Raw genomic sequence first — 19,758 nt, 5'->3', positions numbered from 1 at the left:
GCACATCTGTTGCATAATAATACCCAGTGGCTCATTCACCCTCTTATGTCAGCCCCTTCGGGACGTGCTACATAAACTTCGAATGACGCACAAAAAGGTGCCTGCCGTCCAACTACTGATTATTGCTTTGCTTTATCAGACCTCCGGGCGAAACGTCGAGTTAGGCACCGCCTCATTTCACAACAAAGCCGGGTTTTCACCCGGCTTTGTTGTATCTAACGTATTGTCCAGTTAGCATCCTCCTACACGCCCCCCTGCGACAGAGAGTAATGCGTTGAAACGCTGGTCAGTTTTCCCTCGCTCGTTACGACAGTTAGTCATGATGGCTTTTCTGCTGATCCTGCTCCCGCTGCTGGTGCTGGCGTGGCAGGCATGGCAGAGCCTGAACGCGCTCAGCGCCCAGGCGGCACTGACCAACCGCACCACGCTGATTGATGCCCGACGCAGTGAGGCGATGACCAATGCGGCGCTGGAGATGGAACGCAGCTACCGCCAGTACTGCGTGCTCGACGACCGGACGCTGGAGCGGGTGTATCAGAATCAACGTAAACGCTACAGCGAAATGCTCGACGCGCACGCCGGCGTGCTGCCGGACGATAAGCTCTACCAGGCCCTGCGTCAGGATATTAATGCGCTGGCGCAGCTGCAGTGTCACAACAGCGGCCCTGATGCCCAGGCCGCGCTGCGGCTGGAATCCTTTGCCAACGCCAACACCGAGATGGTGCAGGCCACCCGGTCGGTGATCTTCTCACGCGGGCAGCAGCTTCAGCAGGAGATTGCCGAGCGCGGCCAGTTCTTCGGCTGGCAGGCGCTGGTGCTCTTTTTGGTCAGCCTTGGTTTAGTGCTGCTGTTTACCCGCATGATCATCGGCCCGGTGAAGGGCATCGAGCAGATGATCAACCGGCTGGGGGAGGGGCGAACGCTTGGCAATACCGTCGCCTTTACCGGGCCGCGCGAGCTGCGCTCGGTCGGGCAGAGGATCATCTGGCTCTCAGAGCGGCTGGCGTGGCTGGAGTCCCAGCGCCACCAGTTCCTGCGCCATATCTCCCATGAACTCAAAACCCCGCTGGCCAGCATGCGTGAAGGCACCGAACTGCTGGCCGACCAGGTCGCCGGTCCGCTGACCACCGAACAGCGGGAGATTGTCGAAATCCTTGATGACAGCAGCCGCAATCTGCAAAAACTGATCGAGCAACTGCTCGACTACAACCGTAAACTGGCAGACGGTGCGCCCGAGCTGGAGACGGTAGAACTGGCGCCGCTGGTGGATATGGTGCTCTCCGCTCACAGCCTGCCTGCCCGCGCTAAAATGATGCATACTGAACTGGCGCTCGCGGCTCCCGTTTGTTTTGCCGAGCCGATGCTGCTGATGAGCGTGCTGGATAATCTTTATTCCAATGCGGTGCACTATGGTATTGAATCCGGTACCATTTATATCCGCAGTTTCACGCACGGCTCGCGGGTCTTTATTGACGTGGCTAACACCGGAAGCCCGATCCCGAATGACGAAAAAAAGATGATCTTCGAACCGTTTTTCCAGGGGAGTCATCAACGAAAAGGGGCGGTTAAGGGGAGTGGTCTGGGGCTGAGTATTGCCCGCGACTGCATCCGCCGTATGCAGGGAGAGCTCAATCTTGTCACTGACGACCGTACCGATGTCTGTTTTCGCATCGAACTACCGCTTGAGTCGGAAAAATCACTGAAATGAATCTAAGTCTGGTGAGTATGTCACACGTCTTTTCCCGCGCCATTAACGCGGTGTTTTGCGCTAAAAGAATTCGCTTATCCCTCTCCTGCGTGCTGCTGGCGGGATGCGTTTCGCATGCCCCGACCAGCGCCATTAGCGATAAGCAGGATGAGAAATTACCCGATCATCAGCTGGCGGATTTCCTCGCCACCGACTGCAATAATATCTGGCAGCTGGAGGGGCACGAAACCGAGAGTAACCCGCTTTACTGGCTGCGCGGCATGGATTGCGCGGAACGTCTTGCGCCTGCCGCGGCCCGCACAGAGGCCCGTCAGTGGACGGACGACATCTGGCAGGCGCGCTTTAAACGGGGCATTTTACTCGCAAATGCCAAAATTAATCCGGTGGAGCGGCGACTGCTGACCACCCGCCTCGATGCTCTGAGTGCGCAAATTCCTGCCCAGGTACGCCCGCTGTATCAACTGTGGCGTGACGGACAGGTGTCACAGCTGCAGCTGGCGGAGGAGCGCTCCCGCTACGGCAAATTGCAGCAGTCTGCAGATGCCCAGTTGGATACCCTGCGCCAGCAGCAGCAGTATTTGCGCTCGCAGCTTGATACCACCACCCGGAAGCTGGAGAACCTGACCGATATTGAACGGCAGCTTTCGACCCGCAAACCGGCCAGTAATTATCTGCCGGATACGCCGAAAAGTGCGGCAGCACCGGCCAAATCCGACGCCGCGCCAGCAGAGCCGGGCAACGCTGCCCCGCAACAAGAGGACGTGAAGCCATGACAACCCGCAAACCTGCACATCTTTTGCTGGTGGATGACGACCCCGGCTTGCTGAAACTGCTGGGCATGCGCCTGGTGAGTGAGGGCTACAGCGTGGTGACCGCTGAAAGTGGTCAGGAAGGGCTAAGAGTGCTGGGGCGCGAGAAGGTCGATCTGGTGATAAGCGACCTGCGAATGGACGAAATGGACGGCATGCAGCTGTTTGCTGAGATCCAGAAACTGCAGCCCGGCATGCCGGTGATCATTCTGACTGCCCACGGCTCGATCCCGGATGCGGTGGCGGCCACCCAGCAGGGCGTGTTCAGCTTCCTCACCAAGCCGGTGGACAAAGACGCGCTGTACAAGGCGATCGACAATGCCCTTGAGCACGCGGCGCCTTCCGGCGATGACCAGTGGCGGGAGGCGATTGTCACCCGCAGCCCAATCATGCTGCGCCTGTTGGAGCAGGCCAGAATGGTGGCGCAGTCCGACGTCAGTGTGCTGATTAACGGTCAGAGCGGCACCGGGAAAGAGATCTTCGCCCAGGCCATTCACAACGCCAGCCCGCGCGGCAAAAAGGCCTTTATCGCCATCAACTGCGGGGCACTGCCGGAACAGCTTTTGGAGTCGGAGCTGTTTGGTCACGCGCGCGGGGCTTTTACCGGCGCGGTCAGCAGTCGTGAAGGACTGTTCCAGGCGGCGGAAGGCGGCACATTATTCCTCGACGAAATTGGCGACATGCCTGCGCCCCTGCAGGTCAAGTTGCTGCGCGTCCTGCAGGAGCGCAAGGTCAGGCCGCTGGGCAGCAACCGCGATATCGACATCAACGTGCGTATTATCTCCGCCACCCACCGGGATCTGCCCAAAGCGATGGCGCGCAACGAATTTCGCGAAGACCTGTTCTATCGCCTGAACGTTGTTAACCTCAAAATCCCGGCGCTGGCGGAACGGGCAGAAGATATTCCCCTGCTGGCCACCCAACTGCTGCGTCAGTCCGCCGAGCGGCATAAGCCGTTTGTGCGGGCATTCTCCACCGATGCGATGAAACGTCTGATGACCGCCAGCTGGCCCGGTAACGTCCGCCAGCTGGTAAACGTGATTGAGCAGTGCGTGGCGCTAACCTCCTCGCCGGTGATCAGCGACGCGCTGGTGGAGCAGGCGCTGGAAGGGGAAAACACCGCCTTACCGACCTTCGCCGAAGCGCGTAACCAGTTTGAACTCAACTATCTGCGCAAGCTGCTGCAGATCACCAAAGGCAACGTCACCCATGCCGCGCGGATGGCTGGGCGCAACCGCACCGAGTTTTACAAACTGCTGTCGCGCCACGAGCTGGAAGCAAACGACTTTAAAGAGTAATTCCGTAAAATCCGAATGATATGCTACTGTGAGCAATCGATTACGAGGCTGCTGACAGGCAAGAAGGACCCCATGAAAAAGATTGATGCGATTATTAAACCGTTCAAACTGGATGACGTACGCGAAGCGCTGGCAGAAGTCGGCATCACCGGGATGACGGTGACGGAAGTAAAAGGCTTTGGGCGTCAGAAGGGCCACACGGAGCTGTACCGTGGCGCGGAATACATGGTCGATTTCCTGCCGAAGGTCAAAATTGAGATCGTGGTGTCGGACGACATCGTTGATACCTGCGTGGATACCATTATTCGTACCGCGCAGACCGGCAAAATCGGTGACGGCAAAATCTTCGTCTTTGACGTCGCGCGCGTGATCCGCATCCGTACCGGTGAAGAAGACGACGAAGCGATTTAACAGCTAAAACCCGCAGGCCCGCGCAAGCGAAGCGCCAACGGGCAAAAAAAAGCCCCTCCAGAGTGAGGGGCTTTTTGCATTACAGCACCTTATGCGGGCCGAAGCATTCGTAGTGAATGTTGTCTTTATTCGCGCCCAGTTCAACCAACTGCTGAGCGGCAAACTGCATAAACGCCACCGGACCACAAACGTAGAACTGCATATTCGCTGCGCTAAGCTGCTCTTTATACTGCGCTAAATCCATCAGACCTTCGCTGCCAAACAGGCCCTGGGCACGATCGTCGTCGCTCGGCAGACGGTACCAGGTGTGAGCGTGGAAGTCCGGCAGCGCGGCGGCAATGGTTTTTACTTCGTCGTCAAAAGCGTGCACATCGCCGTTTTCCGCTGCGTGGAACCAGTTCACCTGCGCGCCATGCGCAGATTTCGCCAGCGTATCCAGCATCGCCAGCATTGGGGTCTGGCCCACGCCTGCGGAGATCAACGTCACCGGGGTCGTGGCCTCTACCGCCATAAAGAAATCGCCTGCTGGTGCGGCCAGATGTACCACGTCACCGACGTTAGCGCTGTTATGCAGCCAGGTTGAGACCTGACCGCCGTCTTCACGTTTCACCGCGATACGGTAGCCTTTGCCGTTCGGCTTGCGGGTCAGGGAGTACTGACGAATTTCCTGATGCGGGAAACCTTCCGGCTTCAACCACACGCCCAGATACTGGCCAGGTTGATAGTCCGCAACCGGCTTGCCGTCGACGGGTTCGAATTCAAAACTGGTGATAAGCGCGCTGCGCGGGGTTTTTTCCACGATCTGAAAAGCACGGGTGCCTTCCCAACCGCCGGTTTTCTCGGCATGTTCGCTGTAAATCTGCGCTTCACGGTTAATAAACACATTTGCCAGCACGCCGTAGGCTTTGCCCCACGCGTCCAGCACCTCCTGACCCGGGCTGAACATCTCATCCAGGGTGGCCAGCAGGTGACCGCCGACAATATTGTACTGCTCAGGCTGGATCTGGAAGCTGGTGTGCTTCTGGGCAATCTTTTCCACCGCCGGCAGCAATACCGCCAGGTTCTCAAGGTTGCTGGCGTAGGCGGCGATGGCGTTGAACAGCGCTTCACGCTGATCGCCGTTACGCTGGTTGCTCATGTTGAAAATCTCTTTGAGCTCCGGATTGTGGGCGAACATGCGATCGTAAAAATGGGCGGTGAGTTTAGGTCCGGTTTCAACCAGCAGGGGGATGGTGGCTTTCACGGTGGCGATGGTTTGGGCGTCTAACATAGCAGCTTCCTTTGAGATATGACTTATAATATGTATTTTGTATGCATCTTATAAAAAATAACCCTGCATTGTAAATGGTTCTGTGTAACATGAATTATGTGCATCACAAACCTGAAAAGAAATCCGCTGTAAAAACGCCAGCTCTTTATTCCTCAAACCCTTGCGCTACGGGCAGGTAAACGTTTGCGTAAAATCGTTTGTCAAGACCTGTTATCACCGTGCTAATCAGTTATACTGTTGCCCGTCGTCCAACTGGACTGCCTTTTTCAGGGCAAAAATTTACTTGTTAGCTGAGTCAGGAGATGCGGATGTTAAAGCGTGAAATGAACATTGCCGATTATGATGCCGAACTGTGGCAGGCTATGGAGCAGGAAAAAGTACGTCAGGAAGAGCACATCGAACTGATCGCCTCCGAAAACTACACCAGCCCGCGCGTGATGCAGGCGCAGGGTTCTCAGCTGACCAACAAATACGCTGAAGGTTATCCGGGCAAACGCTATTACGGCGGTTGCGAGTACGTTGATATCGTTGAACAACTGGCGATTGACCGTGCAAAAGAGCTGTTTGGCGCTGATTACGCCAACGTGCAGCCGCACTCCGGTTCTCAGGCTAACTTCGCGGTGTACACCGCGCTGCTGCAGCCGGGCGATACCGTTCTGGGTATGAACCTGGCGCAAGGTGGTCACCTGACTCACGGTTCTCCGGTTAACTTCTCTGGCAAGCTGTACAACATCATTCCTTACGGTATTGATGAAGCCGGTAAAATTGACTACGAAGACATGGCGAAACAGGCTCAGACCCACAAACCGAAGATGATCATCGGCGGTTTCTCGGCGTACTCCGGCGTTGTTGACTGGGCTAAAATGCGTGAAATCGCAGACAGCATCGGCGCATACCTGTTCGTTGACATGGCGCACGTTGCCGGTCTTATCGCCGCAGGCGTTTACCCGAACCCGGTTCCACATGCACACGTTGTCACCACTACCACCCACAAAACCCTGGCGGGTCCGCGTGGCGGCCTGATCCTGGCGAAAGGCGGTGATGAAGATCTGTACAAGAAACTGAACTCTGCCGTCTTCCCGAGCGCGCAGGGCGGCCCGCTGATGCACGTTATCGCTGCTAAAGCTGTGGCGCTGAAAGAAGCGATGGAGCCAGAGTTCAAAGTTTACCAGCACCAGGTTGCTAAAAACGCCAAAGCGATGGTGGAAGTGTTCCTGAACCGCGGCTACAAAGTGGTGTCTGGCGGTACAGAGAACCACCTGTTCCTGCTGGATCTGGTTGATAAAAACCTGACCGGTAAAGAAGCTGACGCTGCGCTGGGCCGTGCCAACATCACCGTCAACAAGAACAGCGTACCAAACGATCCGAAGAGCCCGTTTGTGACCTCGGGTATCCGTATCGGCTCCCCGGCTGTAACGCGCCGCGGCTTTAAAGAAGCGGAAGTGAAAGAGCTGGCTGGCTGGATGTGTGATGTGCTGGACAACATCAACGATGAAGCGATTATCGAACGCGTGAAGGGCAAAGTGCTGGATATCTGCGCACGCTTCCCGGTTTACGCATAATTCTGCCTGGCAGAAATAATTAAGGCCGCGTAAGCGGCCTTTGTTTTATCTAGCGTCGGTCGATGGAGAGAGAGCCCGGCCCGGTAACCGCCAGCAGCAGAAACGCCCCCGCAATACTGACGTTCTTATAGAAGTTAATCATATTCGGCATCACCGCATCGCCACTCATATCCCAGTAGGGGTGACCAATCACTGCCGTGCCCAGGGTATAAAAGACAAACAGCACCGCCAGCGGCCGGGTGAAAAAGCCCAGCACGATCAGGATCGCGGCCGGTACTTCCATAATCACCGCAATGATGGCGGCCAGCATTGGCATCGGGGTACCCAGCCTGGTCATGTACTGCACCGTACCGTCGAAACCGGTCATCTTAGGCAGGCCGAAGATAATAAACAGCGCCACAATGGCGATACGGGCAATCAACAGGATCAGCGGGCGGGACTGGCCGAAATCGAAATAGCGTAGTGCGTTCATGGCAGGCTCGTTTGTGGGTGGGTTTCTCTTAAAGCTAATACACAAATTGCCGGCCCGCCATGCCACTTTCCTTCATCAATCAGACATCAGGATGATGTCATTTCGCGCAACTGCGACATGTTCCCGCTAGCCGGCTTCCAGTGCATCCTCGACAAACAAATACCCGATGCCGATGATTTGCTGCTGGCGGGTTAAGCCACCAAATGCGATCTCAGTCTGCCGGGTGCGTCCCGCATCACCCTGGTCGAAAGGAGTAAAACCAATCTGGCGATTAATGGTCTGCAGCCAGGGTTCACCAAACGCGCAGCTGCGGCCGTAAAACCAGATCTGATTGATATTGAGGATATTGAGCAGGTTGTATAGCGTCAGCCCGATGGCGTTGGCCGCCTGTTCTGCCCAGCGCTGAATATTGGCGTCACCGTGACGCCAGGCGTCCAGCAGTTGCAGGCTGGTGAGCGCATCCGGGTCGAGGCTCAGGGAGCCGGGCTGCGATTTGAGCCACACCCGCGCCTGTTTTTTGAGTGCCGACAGCGACGCAACGGTTTCGAGGCAACCATAGCGCCCGCAGGCGCAGGCCACGCCGTCGCGATCAAAAATGGTGTGGCCAATTTGTCCGCTGCCGTTAAGCGTGCCGCGATACACTTGCCCGTTGATAACAAACGAAGAGCCGATGCCGTAGTCGACGTTTATCACGCAGAAATCGTCCCGGTTCTGCGGGTTTTGCCATTTTTCCGCCAACGCCAACATCACGCAGTCGTTATCCACCCTCACCGTGATCCCCAGTTTTTCTTCCAGCAGATACTTAATCTGCACCGGTTTTTTCCACGGTGCCTGCGGCATGGTCTGGGACACCCCGGTGGCGGTATCGACCTGTCCGTGGATCCCCAGCGCCAGATTGATCCGCTGGCCCGGCCAGCGTTTGCGCTGCTGTTGCCACAAATTTTCGATGGCTTTCAACAGCGCTTCTGGCGTCTGGGCGTTGACGTCGGTCCAGCTAAAATCCCCCACTGGCAACATGCGGGCGTCGATCAGCTGGCTTTCGATGCTGGTGGGGCTGACATTCATGCACAGTATCAGTGGGCCATCGTCCGGGATTTGATAGTGGCCGCTGTTCATCCCCCGGTTGCTGAGATTTTCACTGGAATGGCTCAGTTTTCCGTCCGTCACCAGCTCATCAATGATTTTGCTGACAGCAGGAATAGACAGCCCGGTGTGCTGGGCCAGCTGCGATTTGCTCAGGCGCTTGAGGCGCCAGACCAGAGTCATGATCGTGCGTCGGTTATGCTGGCGCACCCTTTGGTTATTCAGACCGCTTATTCGCATTTCACTAAACTCCGTTAATTGTATTGCGTGAGCATTACGCAATCTGCCCGCTGAATTCCTCTCTACACTGCCATCTTATCGTCTTTCACTGTTATTTGTTTACTGGAGAGGGAATATGTCTGGAGCCGTTAAAGTATGGCGGGAGACCGTCGCATTACCGACGTGGACCACCGGTGCTGAAGATACCAACCCGATGTTTCTCGAGAAAAGGGTTTATCAGGGCTCGTCTGGCGCGGTCTATCCATACGGTGTGACCGATACCCTGACGGGGAAACGTGAGGTTCGTGATTACCAGGCCGTGTGGATGGAAAATGACTTTATCCGCATTATGCTGCTGCCGGAACTGGGCGGACGTATTCATCGTGCGTATGACAAGGTCCAGCAGCGCGACTTCGTTTACTACAACGAAGTGGTGAAACCGGCGCTGGTGGGCTTGCTGGGGCCGTGGATTTCCGGCGGGATCGAATTTAACTGGCCGCAGCATCATCGCCCGACCACCTTTATGCCTGTCGATGCCATCTTCCAGCAAACGGATAACGGCGCACAAACCGTCTGGATGGGTGAAGCCGAGCCGATGCGCGGTCTGCAGGTGATGACCGGGTTCACGCTGTACCCTGACCGGGCATTGATTGAAATTACCGGCAAAGTCTTTAACGGCAACGCCACGCCGCGCCATTTCCTGTGGTGGGCGAACCCGGCGGTGAAAGGCGGGGACGATCATCAGAGCGTCTTCCCGCCGGATGTCACCGCGGTGTTCGACCATGGCAAGCGCGACGTCTCCGCCTTCCCGATCGCCACGGGAACCTACTATAAAGTCGACTACTCGGCGGGGGTGGATATCTCGCGCTACAAAAACGTGCCGGTGCCGACGTCATACATGGCCGAAAAGTCGGCTTACGATTTTGTCGGCGCGTACCATCACGGCGAGCGGGGCGGCTTACTGCACGTGGCCGATCACCACGTTTCACCGGGCAAAAAACAGTGGTCGTGGGGTCATGACGATTTTGGCCGCGCCTGGGATCGTAATCTGACCGACGACAACGGCCCGTATATCGAGCTGATGACCGGCGTCTTTACCGATAACCAGCCTGATTTCACCTGGCTTGCACCGTACGAAGAGAAGATCTTTGTGCAGAACTTCCTGCCATACAGCGAGCTGGGAAGGGTGCAGAACGCCAACACCCAACTGGCGATCAAGCTGGAGCGCGCTGAGCAGCAGCTTCATCTTGGCCTTTACGCCATCGCACCGCTGAATGCCGTGCGCCTCGAACTGACCGCCGACGGACAGCCCGTCTGGGAAACCGAACTGACCCTGCAACCGGGGGAAAGCTGGCAGCATCAGCTTGCCGACAATGGCCCGCAGTGTTTAACCCTGACGGTCAAAGACGCAGCGGGCCGCACCCTGCTGCATTATCTGGAGCATATTGCGCAGGAGACGCCGCTGCCCGATCCCGCGAGCGCACCTGCGCTGGCAGAAAACATCAGCAACAGCGATGAGCTCTATTTTATTGGTCAGCATCTGGAGCAGTACAACCACGCCAGCCGCTCTGCAGAAGATTACTACCGCCGGGCGCTGGCGCTGGACGCCCACGACTATCGTAACAACGTGGCGCTGGGTACGCTGGCACTTAACCGCGCCGACTGGTCGCTGGCGCAGCGCTGTGCCGAGGCGGCGCTGGTTCGCGCCCATCATCTGAATAAGAACCCGCGCGATGGTGAAGCCAGCCAGCTGCTGGCGACGGCGCTGGAGCGTCAGGGGAAAGACGACGCCGCGTGGGATCACTACTACAAAGCCTCGTGGAGCGGGAACTGCCGTGATGCGGCATTCTGGTCGCTGGCGCGGCTGGCGATGAAGCGCGGCAATTATGCCGATGCGCTGGAAAAAGTCGACGTCAGCCTGGGAATCAATGCCAGCAACAATCTGGCGATGGGGCTGAAGGCGCTTGCGCTGGCTGAGGTGGGCGGCAAAGAGGCGGCGCTGACCTACATTGAGGGTTGCCTGCTCAGTCATCCCCTCAGCTATGCGCTGCACTGCGCACGCTGGGCGATAAGCCAGGATGCGGCGTCGCGCGACAAGCTGGTGCAAGTTACCGGACGCCGCGGGGCGAATGCCTGTGTGCTGGCGGGCTGGTTGACCTCGATGGGCATGGGCGATGCCGCGCGTGCGATGCTGGATGTGATCGACAGCCAGGAAACCCTGCCGCAGCTGTGGCGCGCCGCGCTCAGCCATGAGCCTGCTGAACGTGCGCGCTTTATTGCGGCCGCCCGACGCTGCGAGCCCAACCGGGTGCGTTTCCCGAACGCGTTGGATGAAGTGCAAATGCTGCAAAGCCTGCAGGACGATCCGTTCGCCCGCTATCTGTTGGGCTGCTTCTGGTACAGCAAACGCCGTTACGACGAGGCGGTGAGCTGCTGGCAATCCACCCTTGAGCACGAGCCGCAGTTTGCCCCTGCACACCGCCTGCTGGGGATCTACGCCTGGAACAAACAGCACAATCTGGCGCAGGCGCAGCGGTATCTGCAACGTGCCGTGGCGCTGGAGCCAGACAACCCGCGCTTCCTGTTTGAGCTCGACTACCTCAATAAGCTCACCGGCCAACCGGTGGCGACACGGCTGGAGCGGCTCACTGTGCGAGAAAAGGTGGCGCTCAAGCGCGATGACCTGACCGCTGAGCTGCTGAGTTTATGGCACTGCGCCGGGCAGTACAGCAGTGCCGCCGAGGTGCTTAGCGCCCGCCAGTTCCACCCATGGGAAGGCGGTGAAGGCAAAGTGACCGGTCAGTATCTGCTCAATCAGCAGCATCGTGCGTTACAGCACATCGCCAGCGGCGCGTATGACGATGCCATTGCGCTGCTGCAGTCGGCACTGCGCTATCCGCATAACCTGGGGGAAGGGCGGCTGCCGGGGCAAACCGATAACGATATCTGGTATCTGCTGGGCTATTGCCACGCCCGTTGCGACCGTCAGGCCGAGGCGCAGCGCTGCTTTACCCGTGCGGCGCAGGGCGGCACAACGCTTGACGCGGGGCGCTACTACAACGATCAGCCTGCCGATTATCTGTTCTGGCAGGGAATGGCGCTACGCCAGCTGGGCGACAGCGCGGCGGCTGAGCGTCACTTCGAGGGGTTCCTCGCCTGGGTACAAGCCCATCGCGACGACGTCCCGGAGGCCGATTTCTTTGCTGTCTCGCTGCCGGACCTGGTGGTGCTGGATACGCCCGCCGGGCAGCAGCATCAGCAGCATTGCCTGTTCATCGAAGCGCTGGGCCAGGCCGGATGCGGCGACAGCGCAGCCTGTTCACGCCTGCTCGGTGCCTTACTGGCGCTGCATCCGGCTCATGACAAAGCGCATCTGATTCAGCATGCGCAAGCAGCAGGCATTTTCCATTAACTGACCCGACAGGTGGGGGAACTCACCTGTTAACCCTCTGTACCCTGCGTTTCCCTTAAAGAGGAATCAACATGAATAACTGCGCGCAGACACAACTGAAAATGGGCTACGTCTGGACAATTTGTCTGGTCGCCGCCTGCGGTGGATTACTGTTTGGCTACGACTGGGTCGTGATTGGCGGGGCCAAGCCCTTCTATGAGGCCTGGTTCTCGATTACCGATCCGGCGCAGTCTGGCTGGGCGATGAGTTCCGCGCTGGTGGGCTGTATCTTTGGGGCGTTGATTTCCGGCTGGTGCGCCGACAAATTTGGCCGTAAACGTCCGCTTATCCTCTCGGCGGTGCTGTTCAGCGCATCGGCGTGGGGCACGGCGGTGGCGACCAGTTTTGATATGTTCGTGGTGTATCGCATCGTCGGCGGGGTTGGGATTGGCCTGGCCTCCGCGCTCAGCCCGCTGTATATCGCCGAGGTCAGCCCGGCGGAAAAACGCGGTCGTTTCGTGGCCATTAATCAGTTAACCATTGTGATTGGCGTGCTGGCGGCGCAGCTGATCAACCTGATGATTGCCGAGCCGGTGGCGGCAGGGGCAACCCAGGAGACCATCGTCCATACCTGGAACGGACACACCGGCTGGCGCTGGATGTTTGGTGCCGAGCTGGTCCCGGCACTGGCGTTTCTGGTGCTGATGTTCTTTGTCCCGGAATCACCACGCTGGCTGATGAAGGCCGGAAAGCCGGAACGTGCGCGCGCGATGCTGGAACGCCTTGGCTCGCCGGAGTACGCCAGCCAGACCTTAAAAGAGATTGCTCACACCCTGGAAAAAGATACTCAGAAGGTGGCGTTCTCGACGTTGTTGCAGCCACAGGTTAAACCGATCGTCATCATCGGCATGGTGCTGGCGATGTTCCAGCAGTGGTGTGGGATCAACGTCATCTTCAACTATGCGCAGGAGATCTTTGCCTCCGCCGGGTTTGATATCAACGACACCCTGAAATCGATCGTCGCTACCGGCATCATCAACCTTATCTTTACCCTGGCCGCGCTGCCGCTGGTGGACCGCATCGGCCGCCGCAAGCTGATGCTGCTGGGCGCGTCGGGTTTAACGGTCATCTACGTGCTGATCGCCAGCGCCTACGCGATGAACATTATGGGCTGGCCGGTTCTGCTGCTGGTGCTGGCGGCGATTGCCATCTATGCCCTGACGCTGGCCCCGGTGACCTGGGTGCTGCTGTCGGAGATTTTCCCCAACCGCGTGCGCGGGCTGGCGATGTCGATGGGGACGCTGGCGCTGTGGATTGCCTGCTTCCTGCTGACCTACACCTTCCCGCTGCTGAATGCAGGGCTGGGCGCGGCGGGCAGCTTCTTGCTGTACGGCGTGATTTGTGCCGCGGGGTATCTCTATATTCTGCGTAACGTCCCGGAAACCAAAGGCGTGACGCTGGAAGCGCTGGAGGAGCAGCTGGAAAAACAGCACAGCAAAACGGCTGCCAACCCTGATGCCGGGCGCGTGCACTGATGTCCTGTCTGCTGGTGATAGAAAACGCGCATCTGCGGATGCGCGTCAATCCGCAGGGAGGCGGATTGCAGTCGCTGGATTCCCTTACGCACGGGCAGCCCGTTTTATGGGACGGGGGCGACAGCGCGTTGTTCCCGATGTTGCCGCTGGCAAACCGGGTCGCCGGGAATCGCTTTGCGTTTCGGGGGCGGGAGATTGTGCTGCCGAAAAGCCCGGTTGATGCGCGCTTCTTTTTGCACGGTGATGGCTGGCTTCAGCGCTGGCAGGTGGCCTCGCTGACGCAGACCGGTTGCGTACTCACGGTGCGCAGCCAGCATCCCTGCGGCTTTGATTACCAGGCCAGGCTGCATTATCAGTTGCGTGACCAGGTTTTGCGCGCGGAGCTGACGCTCACCCATCTTGGCAAGCAACCCATGCTGTACGGCCTGGGATTTCACCCATGGTTTTGTTTTGATGCGCACAGCCGGGTGCAATTTGGTGCGAGCGGTTTCTGGCCGGAAGGCGAGCACCATTTACCGCTGGCGTGGCAGGGCGACATCCCGCCCGATATCGATTTCACTCGCGCACAGCACGGGGGCGATCGCTGGCTGAATATCGGCTATTCCGGCTGGAATGGCGTGGCGACGATAGCGCGCGATGTGATGAATATCACAATTGCAGCGCAAACTCCGTGGTTAATGCTGTTTCGAATGTCGGGTGGATCGTTCCTGTGCCTTGAGCCGCAGAGCCATCCGGTCAACGCCCATCAGATGGCCGGACAGCCTGGACTGGTGGCGTTGGGCCCGCAAGAGAGCACCCATCTGGCGATGGAAATTGCGGTCGAAACCGCAGCCCAGGGATGTTAAAACGCGGTTAATACCCGCTTGCGCCAGCCCTGTTTAAACGCCAGACTAGCGCCTCCAAAACGGGAGGGATTCATGGTTTTGCATTCCACACGCTGGCTGGCGCTCAGCTACTTCACCTATTTTTTCAGCTACGGTATTTTTCTGCCTTTCTGGAGCGTCTGGCTCGCGGGAATCGGCCTCACCCCGGAGATGATCGGCATCCTACTGGGCTCCGGCCTGGTGGCGCGTTTTCTCGGCAGCCTGCTGATTGCCCCGCGTGTCAGCGATCCCGCGTTACTGATCAACGCCGTGCGCGTGCTGGCGCTGCTCACACTGGTGTTTGCGGCGGGCTTCTGGGTCAGCCAGCAGTTCGCCTGGCTGGTGGTGGTGATGGTCGGCTTTAACCTCTTTTTCTCGCCGCTGGTGCCGCTGACGGATGCTCTGGCCAACACCTGGCAAAAACAGATCACCATGGACTACGGCCGGGTGCGGCTGTGGGGCTCAATTGCCTTTGTGATTGGTTCGGCGCTGGTGGGTAAACTGGTGAGCCTGTATGACTATCAGGCCATACTGGCGCTGCTGAGCGTGGGGCTTCTGTCGATGCTGCTCGGGATGCTGCTGCGCCCTTCGGTGATGCCGCAGGGGGAAACCCGTCAGCAGGAGAGCGCAGGCTGGCCAGCCTGGCGTGCGCTGGTGGCACAGAGCTGGCGTTTTCTCGCCTGCGTCTGCCTGCTGCAGGGCGCACATGCGGCCTACTACGGCTTTAGCGCCATCTACTGGCAGGGCGTGGGGTATTCGGCGTCGGCGGTGGGCTACCTGTGGTCGCTTGGCGTGGTGGCAGAAGTGATTATTTTTGCCCTCAGCAACCGGCTGTTCCGCCGATTCAGTGCCCGGGATCTGCTGCTGCTGTCAGCCGTCTGCGGCGTGCTTCGCTGGGGGATTATGGGCTGGACGCATGAATTGCCGTGGCTGATAGTGGCGCAAATTCTGCACTGCGGCACCTTTACGGTGTGCCATCTGGCGGCGATGCGCTACATTTCTGCGCGGGAAGGCAGTGAGGTGATCCGCCTGCAGGCCGTCTACTCTGCGGTGGCAATGGGCGGCAGCATTGCGATCATGACCGTTTTTGCCGGGTTCTTGTATCAGCATCTCGGTCACGGTGTCTTCTGGGTAATGGCGCTGGTGGCGCTGCCCGCGATGCTGCTGCGCCCGCAGGTCGCAGCGCGCTAAGACTCCAGCATTACGCGAATATGTTCCTGCTGCTGCGCATTCAGGGTCTCAACGGCATGAATGAGCGGCGGCGAGAACAGCGGCAGGGCGGTGGCGTAGGGGGTGATCACCAGCGCGGCTTCGCGCGGCGCGCCCTCTTTCTGGAAGGTTTGCAACGTCACATAGCGAATGTTGAGCGGCAGCAGGGTCAACTCCCGCAGCTGCTGTTCAATCAACTCCTCACAGGCTTTATCTCCCCCGGTCAGTAACACCACCTGCTTTTCATGCAGATCGTTCTCCTGCATCAGCCACGCGCCAAAAATCACCGCTACCAGGCTCGACTCCTCTTCGGAAAAGCGCAGACCAAACTCGGCTTCCAGCTCAAACATCACCTCCCGGGTAGTGCGCATCAGCCGCGGGTAGAGGCGGGTGATCTCTTCGGGCAGGCTGTTGTCGATGCCAATGCCAAACAGGGAGCGATCCAGCGCCTGGGCCAGATGAATATACAGCTGGTCGGTCAGCCCCTGTTCGTCGCTGAAATGCATCCCGGTTTGCCCGCGAAAGCGCGCGATCATCCGGGCGATGGTGCGGCGCAGGCGCTCATCCTGCTGATGGGCGTCGCGCACGGGGTCGGGGGTACGCAGCATCATAAACAGCAGGGTCAGAAACGGTTGCTCATCGACGTGGGGCAGCAATACCACGCGGCGCTGCCAGTGGCGGACGATCTCCTGCGCCATCAGGTATTCGCCGCGCGACTCGGTCCAGCTGCGCTGCACCGGCGAAAACTGCGGAGTCTGGCCCAGATGATGTTGCAGCAGACAGTACTGCAAATAGAGCTGTAAAAACTGCACGTCGCGGCACTCAAACTGACGCTGCAGGCGACGGGCGCAGAAATTGATCAGCGCGCGCAGATTGGTATCGTCATATAAGGTTCGCGCAATGCCGAGTTGCTTTAGCGTGGTCTTCAGAGATGGGGTAAACTGCTGCGCGATAAAGTGCGGGCACAGGCGTAACGCCCGGCGCAGCCAGTGCAGCAGGCATAGACGTTGGTCGAGGTGGGTGCCTTCAATCCGGTAGCTGCCATCAGGGTGTGTCGCAATGTCGAGTCGGTGATAGCGCTGGATCTCAATGCGTGTCTCGGCAATATCCTGCCGGGTCAGAGTGCCATCAACGCCATTGATTTCACCGATGCGTTGCACGGTGGCGCTGAAGCCCGGAATATAGAGCATTAACAGAACCTGGCAGCGACGCTGCGAACTGGAAAGTGCAGATGGCATTTCGAGAGTCATCATCATCTGTCGGGTTCCAGTAAGTGTGTCTGATAAGAATAGCTAAAGGATGCCCGCCAGAAAGCGCACCGGAAGGTCTTTCCTTCAGGAATGCTGGCGAACATCACAGAATTTTTGACGTGAGGAACAGATGCAAATAGTTAAACACAGCGCGACCGCGCTTTTTTTGGCGGTTTTATCTTTTGCCGTTGCCGCGCATCCTCACAGTTTTATCACCTTGAAAACGCAAATCATGGTGAAAGATTCGCAGCTGACCGGCCTTAAGATGCGCTGGACGATGGATGAGCTAACCTCGGCCGACCTGCTTTATGATGCCGGGGAGGCGAAACCGGGGGATGAGATCTGGAAAAAGCTGGCGGCAGAAGTGATGGCCAACGTGCTGGGCCAGCACTATTTTACCGAGTTCTGGCATAACGGGCAGAAGGTGAAATTCCTTAACCGGCCAACCGAGTATGGCATGACTCGCCAGGATCATCAGGCGGTGCTGACTTTTGTCCTGCCGCTGGCAGAACCCCAGCCGCTGGCCGGGCAGAAATACACCTTTTCCACGTTCGATCCTTCGTACTACGTGGACATGAGTTACGCCGAAGACAATGATGCCTCGCTGCCTGCCGGCCTGAACGCGACGTGCTCGATTAAGATGGATACGCCGGAGCCGAGCGACGAGACGCTCAACTTTGCCAGCGCGCTGGATAAAGACGATGCCCCGCCGGAAGACATGGATCTCGGCAAGCAGTTTGCCCAGACGGTGACGCTACAATGCCAGTAAATCGCACCCGTCGCTGGCTGCACCTGTGGCCGCTGGCGCTATTTTTAGGGGTCGCGGGATTGGGCGCGATCTGGCTCTGGCAGGCGTGGCCGCAGGTGTTGCGCCAGAGCATTCTCTGGCAGCGGGACGTGAACCAGCAGATGAGCGGTTTACTGAAAGCGGTGGCCGCTAATCCAACCGCGGCGGGCGGTTCCCTGCTGGCATTCAGTTTTTTGTATGGCGTGCTGCATGCTCTGGGGCCGGGGCACGGCAAAATTGTGATCACCACCTGGCTTGCCACCCATCCTTCAAAGCTGAAATCGAGTATTGGCCTGACGCTGGCCTCTTCATTATTGCAGGGCTGCGTGGCGGTCGGGTTGGTGGTGGTCGTGCTCACGCTGCTGCAACTTCCGGCGCGGGAACTGCACATGAGCAGTTTCTGGCTGGAGAAGGGCAGCTATGCGCTGGTGGGGGTGCTGGGGTTGATCCTGAGCGTCAGGGCGCTAAAAAAACTGCGCGCGCTACTGCGTAAGCCTACATTCATCTCCTTTACCCCGCAGCATGTTCATGACCAGCATTGCGGCTGCGGTCATCAGCATCTGCCCACTCAGGCGCAGCTTGAGGGTGGAGACGACTGGCGCGCACGGTTAATGATTATCCTGTCGATGGGAATGCGACCCTGTTCCGGGGCGATCATGGTGCTGCTGTTCAGTAAGGTCATCGGTGTGTTTAGCTGGGGCGTGGCATCGGCGCTGGCGATGGCGTCAGGCACGGCGCTAACCATTTCATCGCTGGCGCTGCTGGTACACAGTTTTCGACAGTTGGCGGTCAGACTCAGCGGCAATAAAACGCCGGTACTGTGGCGACAGGTTGGCTGGACAACGCTTGCGCTGGCAGGGGGGATGGTATTGCTGGTAGCAGCGGTAATGATGTGGATCAGTGCGGTGCCGGTGGGGCGAGGGATTAGACCGTTTTAGTCGAGTCCGGCCCTCTCCCACAGGGAGAGGGGGGACAACCCGGTCAGCGTTAACGCCACCGGGCAAAACAGAATTAACGCTTCAGCGCTTCACTCAGTTCGTCACGCATGTTCGCCAGCATCGCTTTCACTACGCGCGGGTTACCTGCAACCACGTTGCCGGACAGCATGTAGTTGTGGCCACCGGTGAAATCACACACCAGTGCGCCTGCTTCGCGAGCAATCAGTTCGCCAGCAGCGAAGTCCCACGGTTTCAGACCAATTTCAAAGTAACCATCCACGCGGCCAGCGGCAACGTAGGCCAGATCCAGCGCAGCGGAGCCCGAGCGGCGGAAATCAGCGCATTCGGTGAACAGTTTGCCCATGATTTTCATGTAAGCAGGGGCGTGCTGTTTGGCTTTGAACGGGAAACCGGTCGCCAGGATGGTGCCGTCGAGATCGCGAGCGGTAGCGCCGCGCAGACGGTAGCCGTTCAGCTGTGCGCCCTGACCGCGGGAGGCAGTGAAGAGTTCGTTACGCATTGGATCGTAAACCACCGCCACTTCAGTACGACCTTTGATGCGTACGGCGATAGAAACAGAGAAGTGTGGCAGACGTTTAACGAAGTTGGTGGTGCCATCCAGTGGATCAATAACCCATTGAACATCCTGATCTTCGCCTACATGTTCACCGCTTTCTTCGGTGATGATGGTGTGCTGCGGGTAAGATTTGCGAATGGTTTCGATAATCATCGCTTCTGCGGCTTTATCGACGTTAGTCACAAAGTCATTGCTGCCTTTCTGGCTGGTTTCTACAGAATCAGGTGTTTCGTAGTGTTTGGCAATTACATTACCCGCCTTGCGCGCTGCGCGCACGGCGATGGTCAACATAGGATGTTGCATCGGTTACTCTCACTGGATGTTAAAGAACAGGGAAACGAAAACGGCGCAGAGTATAGCAGTGGGATCGGATTCT

Annotated in this window: 16 protein-coding genes; 11 read left to right on the top strand and 5 right to left on the bottom strand. The window is 58.2% G+C overall.

What is annotated here, in order from left to right; all coding sequences use genetic code 11:
* Positions 1 to 274: 274 nt before the first annotated feature.
* The 4 genes from qseE (at position 275) to glnB (ending at position 4,226) form a co-directional block, all read left to right on the top strand.
* Positions 275 to 1,708, top strand: a complete 1,434-nt coding sequence (gene qseE / locus M8013_RS17525; RefSeq protein WP_271269058.1) for a two component system sensor histidine kinase QseE/GlrK — start codon at positions 275 to 277, stop codon at positions 1,706 to 1,708.
* Positions 1,705 to 2,481 carry a two-component system QseEF-associated lipoprotein QseG gene (qseG, locus tag M8013_RS17520; protein ID WP_271269057.1) on the top strand — a complete coding sequence of 259 codons (777 nt, stop codon included), beginning with the start codon at positions 1,705 to 1,707 and terminating at the stop codon, positions 2,479 to 2,481. The genes qseE and qseG overlap by 4 nt, the downstream gene beginning before the upstream one ends.
* A complete protein-coding gene (gene glrR, locus M8013_RS17515; RefSeq protein WP_271269056.1) occupies positions 2,478 to 3,815 on the top strand; it encodes a two-component system response regulator GlrR in 1,338 nt (445 codons plus the stop codon). Before qseG ends, glrR begins: the two co-directional genes overlap by 4 nt.
* Before the next feature lie 72 nt (positions 3,816 to 3,887).
* Positions 3,888 to 4,226: a nitrogen regulatory protein P-II gene (gene glnB, locus M8013_RS17510; RefSeq protein WP_271269055.1), complete on the top strand. Its 339-nt coding sequence runs from the start codon at positions 3,888 to 3,890 to the stop codon at positions 4,224 to 4,226.
* A gap of 79 nt (positions 4,227 to 4,305) precedes the next feature.
* Here glnB and hmpA read toward each other — a convergent pair whose 3' ends face one another.
* Entirely contained in the window at positions 4,306 to 5,496 is a 1,191-nt protein-coding gene (gene hmpA / locus M8013_RS17505) for an NO-inducible flavohemoprotein (protein ID WP_271269054.1), read from the bottom strand.
* A 308-nt stretch (positions 5,497 to 5,804) separates the two neighbouring features.
* On the opposite strand from hmpA, the gene glyA reads away from it, so the two are divergent.
* A complete protein-coding gene (glyA, locus tag M8013_RS17500; protein WP_271269053.1) occupies positions 5,805 to 7,058 on the top strand; it encodes a serine hydroxymethyltransferase in 1,254 nt (417 codons plus the stop codon).
* A gap of 49 nt (positions 7,059 to 7,107) precedes the next feature.
* On the opposite strand, the gene M8013_RS17495 is transcribed toward glyA, so the two are convergent.
* Both M8013_RS17495 and M8013_RS17490 read right to left on the bottom strand, forming a co-directional pair.
* Positions 7,108 to 7,530: a DoxX family protein gene (locus tag M8013_RS17495; protein ID WP_271269052.1), complete on the bottom strand. Its 423-nt coding sequence runs from the start codon at positions 7,528 to 7,530 to the stop codon at positions 7,108 to 7,110.
* A gap of 126 nt (positions 7,531 to 7,656) precedes the next feature.
* Positions 7,657 to 8,853 carry an ROK family transcriptional regulator gene (locus M8013_RS17490; RefSeq protein ID WP_271269051.1) on the bottom strand — a complete coding sequence of 399 codons (1,197 nt, stop codon included), beginning with the start codon at positions 8,851 to 8,853 and terminating at the stop codon, positions 7,657 to 7,659.
* A 115-nt stretch (positions 8,854 to 8,968) separates the two neighbouring features.
* On the opposite strand from M8013_RS17490, the gene M8013_RS17485 reads away from it, so the two are divergent.
* The 4 genes from M8013_RS17485 (at position 8,969) to M8013_RS17470 (ending at position 15,812) form a co-directional block, all read left to right on the top strand.
* Complete coding sequence (locus M8013_RS17485) at positions 8,969 to 12,244, top strand: DUF5107 domain-containing protein (protein WP_271269050.1); 3,276 nt, start codon at positions 8,969 to 8,971, stop codon at positions 12,242 to 12,244.
* A 71-nt stretch (positions 12,245 to 12,315) separates the two neighbouring features.
* A complete protein-coding gene (locus M8013_RS17480; protein WP_271269049.1) occupies positions 12,316 to 13,758 on the top strand; it encodes a sugar porter family MFS transporter in 1,443 nt (480 codons plus the stop codon).
* Positions 13,758 to 14,603, top strand: a complete 846-nt coding sequence (locus M8013_RS17475) for an aldose 1-epimerase (protein WP_271269048.1) — start codon at positions 13,758 to 13,760, stop codon at positions 14,601 to 14,603. Before M8013_RS17480 ends, M8013_RS17475 begins: the two co-directional genes overlap by 1 nt.
* A 72-nt stretch (positions 14,604 to 14,675) precedes the next feature.
* Complete coding sequence (locus M8013_RS17470) at positions 14,676 to 15,812, top strand: 3-phenylpropionate MFS transporter (protein WP_271269047.1); 1,137 nt, start codon at positions 14,676 to 14,678, stop codon at positions 15,810 to 15,812.
* Here M8013_RS17470 and csiE read toward each other — a convergent pair.
* Positions 15,809 to 17,086 (bottom strand): stationary phase inducible protein CsiE, encoded by a 1,278-nt coding sequence (gene csiE / locus M8013_RS17465; protein ID WP_271269046.1) that lies wholly within the window; start codon positions 17,084 to 17,086, stop codon positions 15,809 to 15,811. The two genes, M8013_RS17470 and csiE, sit on opposite strands and share 4 nt — an antisense overlap.
* A 124-nt stretch (positions 17,087 to 17,210) precedes the next feature.
* On the opposite strand from csiE, the gene M8013_RS17460 reads away from it, so the two are divergent.
* Positions 17,211 to 17,849, top strand: coding sequence for a DUF1007 family protein (locus M8013_RS17460; RefSeq protein WP_271269045.1), 639 nt, complete (start codon positions 17,211 to 17,213; stop codon positions 17,847 to 17,849).
* Positions 17,840 to 18,805 carry a nickel/cobalt transporter gene (locus M8013_RS17455; RefSeq protein ID WP_271269044.1) on the top strand — a complete coding sequence of 322 codons (966 nt, stop codon included), beginning with the start codon at positions 17,840 to 17,842 and terminating at the stop codon, positions 18,803 to 18,805. The genes M8013_RS17460 and M8013_RS17455 overlap by 10 nt, the downstream gene beginning before the upstream one ends.
* Before the next feature lie 73 nt (positions 18,806 to 18,878).
* Here M8013_RS17455 and suhB read toward each other — a convergent pair whose 3' ends face one another.
* Positions 18,879 to 19,685, bottom strand: coding sequence for an inositol-1-monophosphatase (suhB, locus tag M8013_RS17450; RefSeq protein WP_271269043.1), 807 nt, complete (start codon positions 19,683 to 19,685; stop codon positions 18,879 to 18,881).
* Between the last annotated feature and the right edge of the window lie 73 nt (positions 19,686 to 19,758).

This window comes from Silvania confinis, assembly GCF_025564085.1.
Lineage (GTDB): Bacteria > Pseudomonadota > Gammaproteobacteria > Enterobacterales > Enterobacteriaceae > Enterobacter > Enterobacter confinis.
This window is presented reverse-complemented; position numbering and strand designations above follow the sequence as displayed.

Coding starts and splice junctions, on each gene's coding strand:
- qseG (WP_271269057.1), top strand. CDS start 1,705: ATGAATCTAAGTCTGGTGAGTATGTCACACGTCTTTTCCCGCGCCATT.
- glrR (WP_271269056.1), top strand. CDS start 2,478: ATGACAACCCGCAAACCTGCACATCTTTTGCTGGTGGATGACGACCCC.
- glnB (WP_271269055.1), top strand. CDS start 3,888: ATGAAAAAGATTGATGCGATTATTAAACCGTTCAAACTGGATGACGTA.
- hmpA (WP_271269054.1), bottom strand. CDS start 5,496: ATGTTAGACGCCCAAACCATCGCCACCGTGAAAGCCACCATCCCCCTG.
- glyA (WP_271269053.1), top strand. CDS start 5,805: ATGTTAAAGCGTGAAATGAACATTGCCGATTATGATGCCGAACTGTGG.
- M8013_RS17495 (WP_271269052.1), bottom strand. CDS start 7,530: ATGAACGCACTACGCTATTTCGATTTCGGCCAGTCCCGCCCGCTGATC.
- M8013_RS17490 (WP_271269051.1), bottom strand. CDS start 8,853: ATGCGAATAAGCGGTCTGAATAACCAAAGGGTGCGCCAGCATAACCGA.
- M8013_RS17485 (WP_271269050.1), top strand. CDS start 8,969: ATGTCTGGAGCCGTTAAAGTATGGCGGGAGACCGTCGCATTACCGACG.
- M8013_RS17480 (WP_271269049.1), top strand. CDS start 12,316: ATGAATAACTGCGCGCAGACACAACTGAAAATGGGCTACGTCTGGACA.
- M8013_RS17475 (WP_271269048.1), top strand. CDS start 13,758: ATGTCCTGTCTGCTGGTGATAGAAAACGCGCATCTGCGGATGCGCGTC.
- M8013_RS17470 (WP_271269047.1), top strand. CDS start 14,676: ATGGTTTTGCATTCCACACGCTGGCTGGCGCTCAGCTACTTCACCTAT.
- csiE (WP_271269046.1), bottom strand. CDS start 17,086: ATGATGATGACTCTCGAAATGCCATCTGCACTTTCCAGTTCGCAGCGT.
- M8013_RS17460 (WP_271269045.1), top strand. CDS start 17,211: ATGCAAATAGTTAAACACAGCGCGACCGCGCTTTTTTTGGCGGTTTTA.
- M8013_RS17455 (WP_271269044.1), top strand. CDS start 17,840: ATGCCAGTAAATCGCACCCGTCGCTGGCTGCACCTGTGGCCGCTGGCG.
- suhB (WP_271269043.1), bottom strand. CDS start 19,685: ATGCAACATCCTATGTTGACCATCGCCGTGCGCGCAGCGCGCAAGGCG.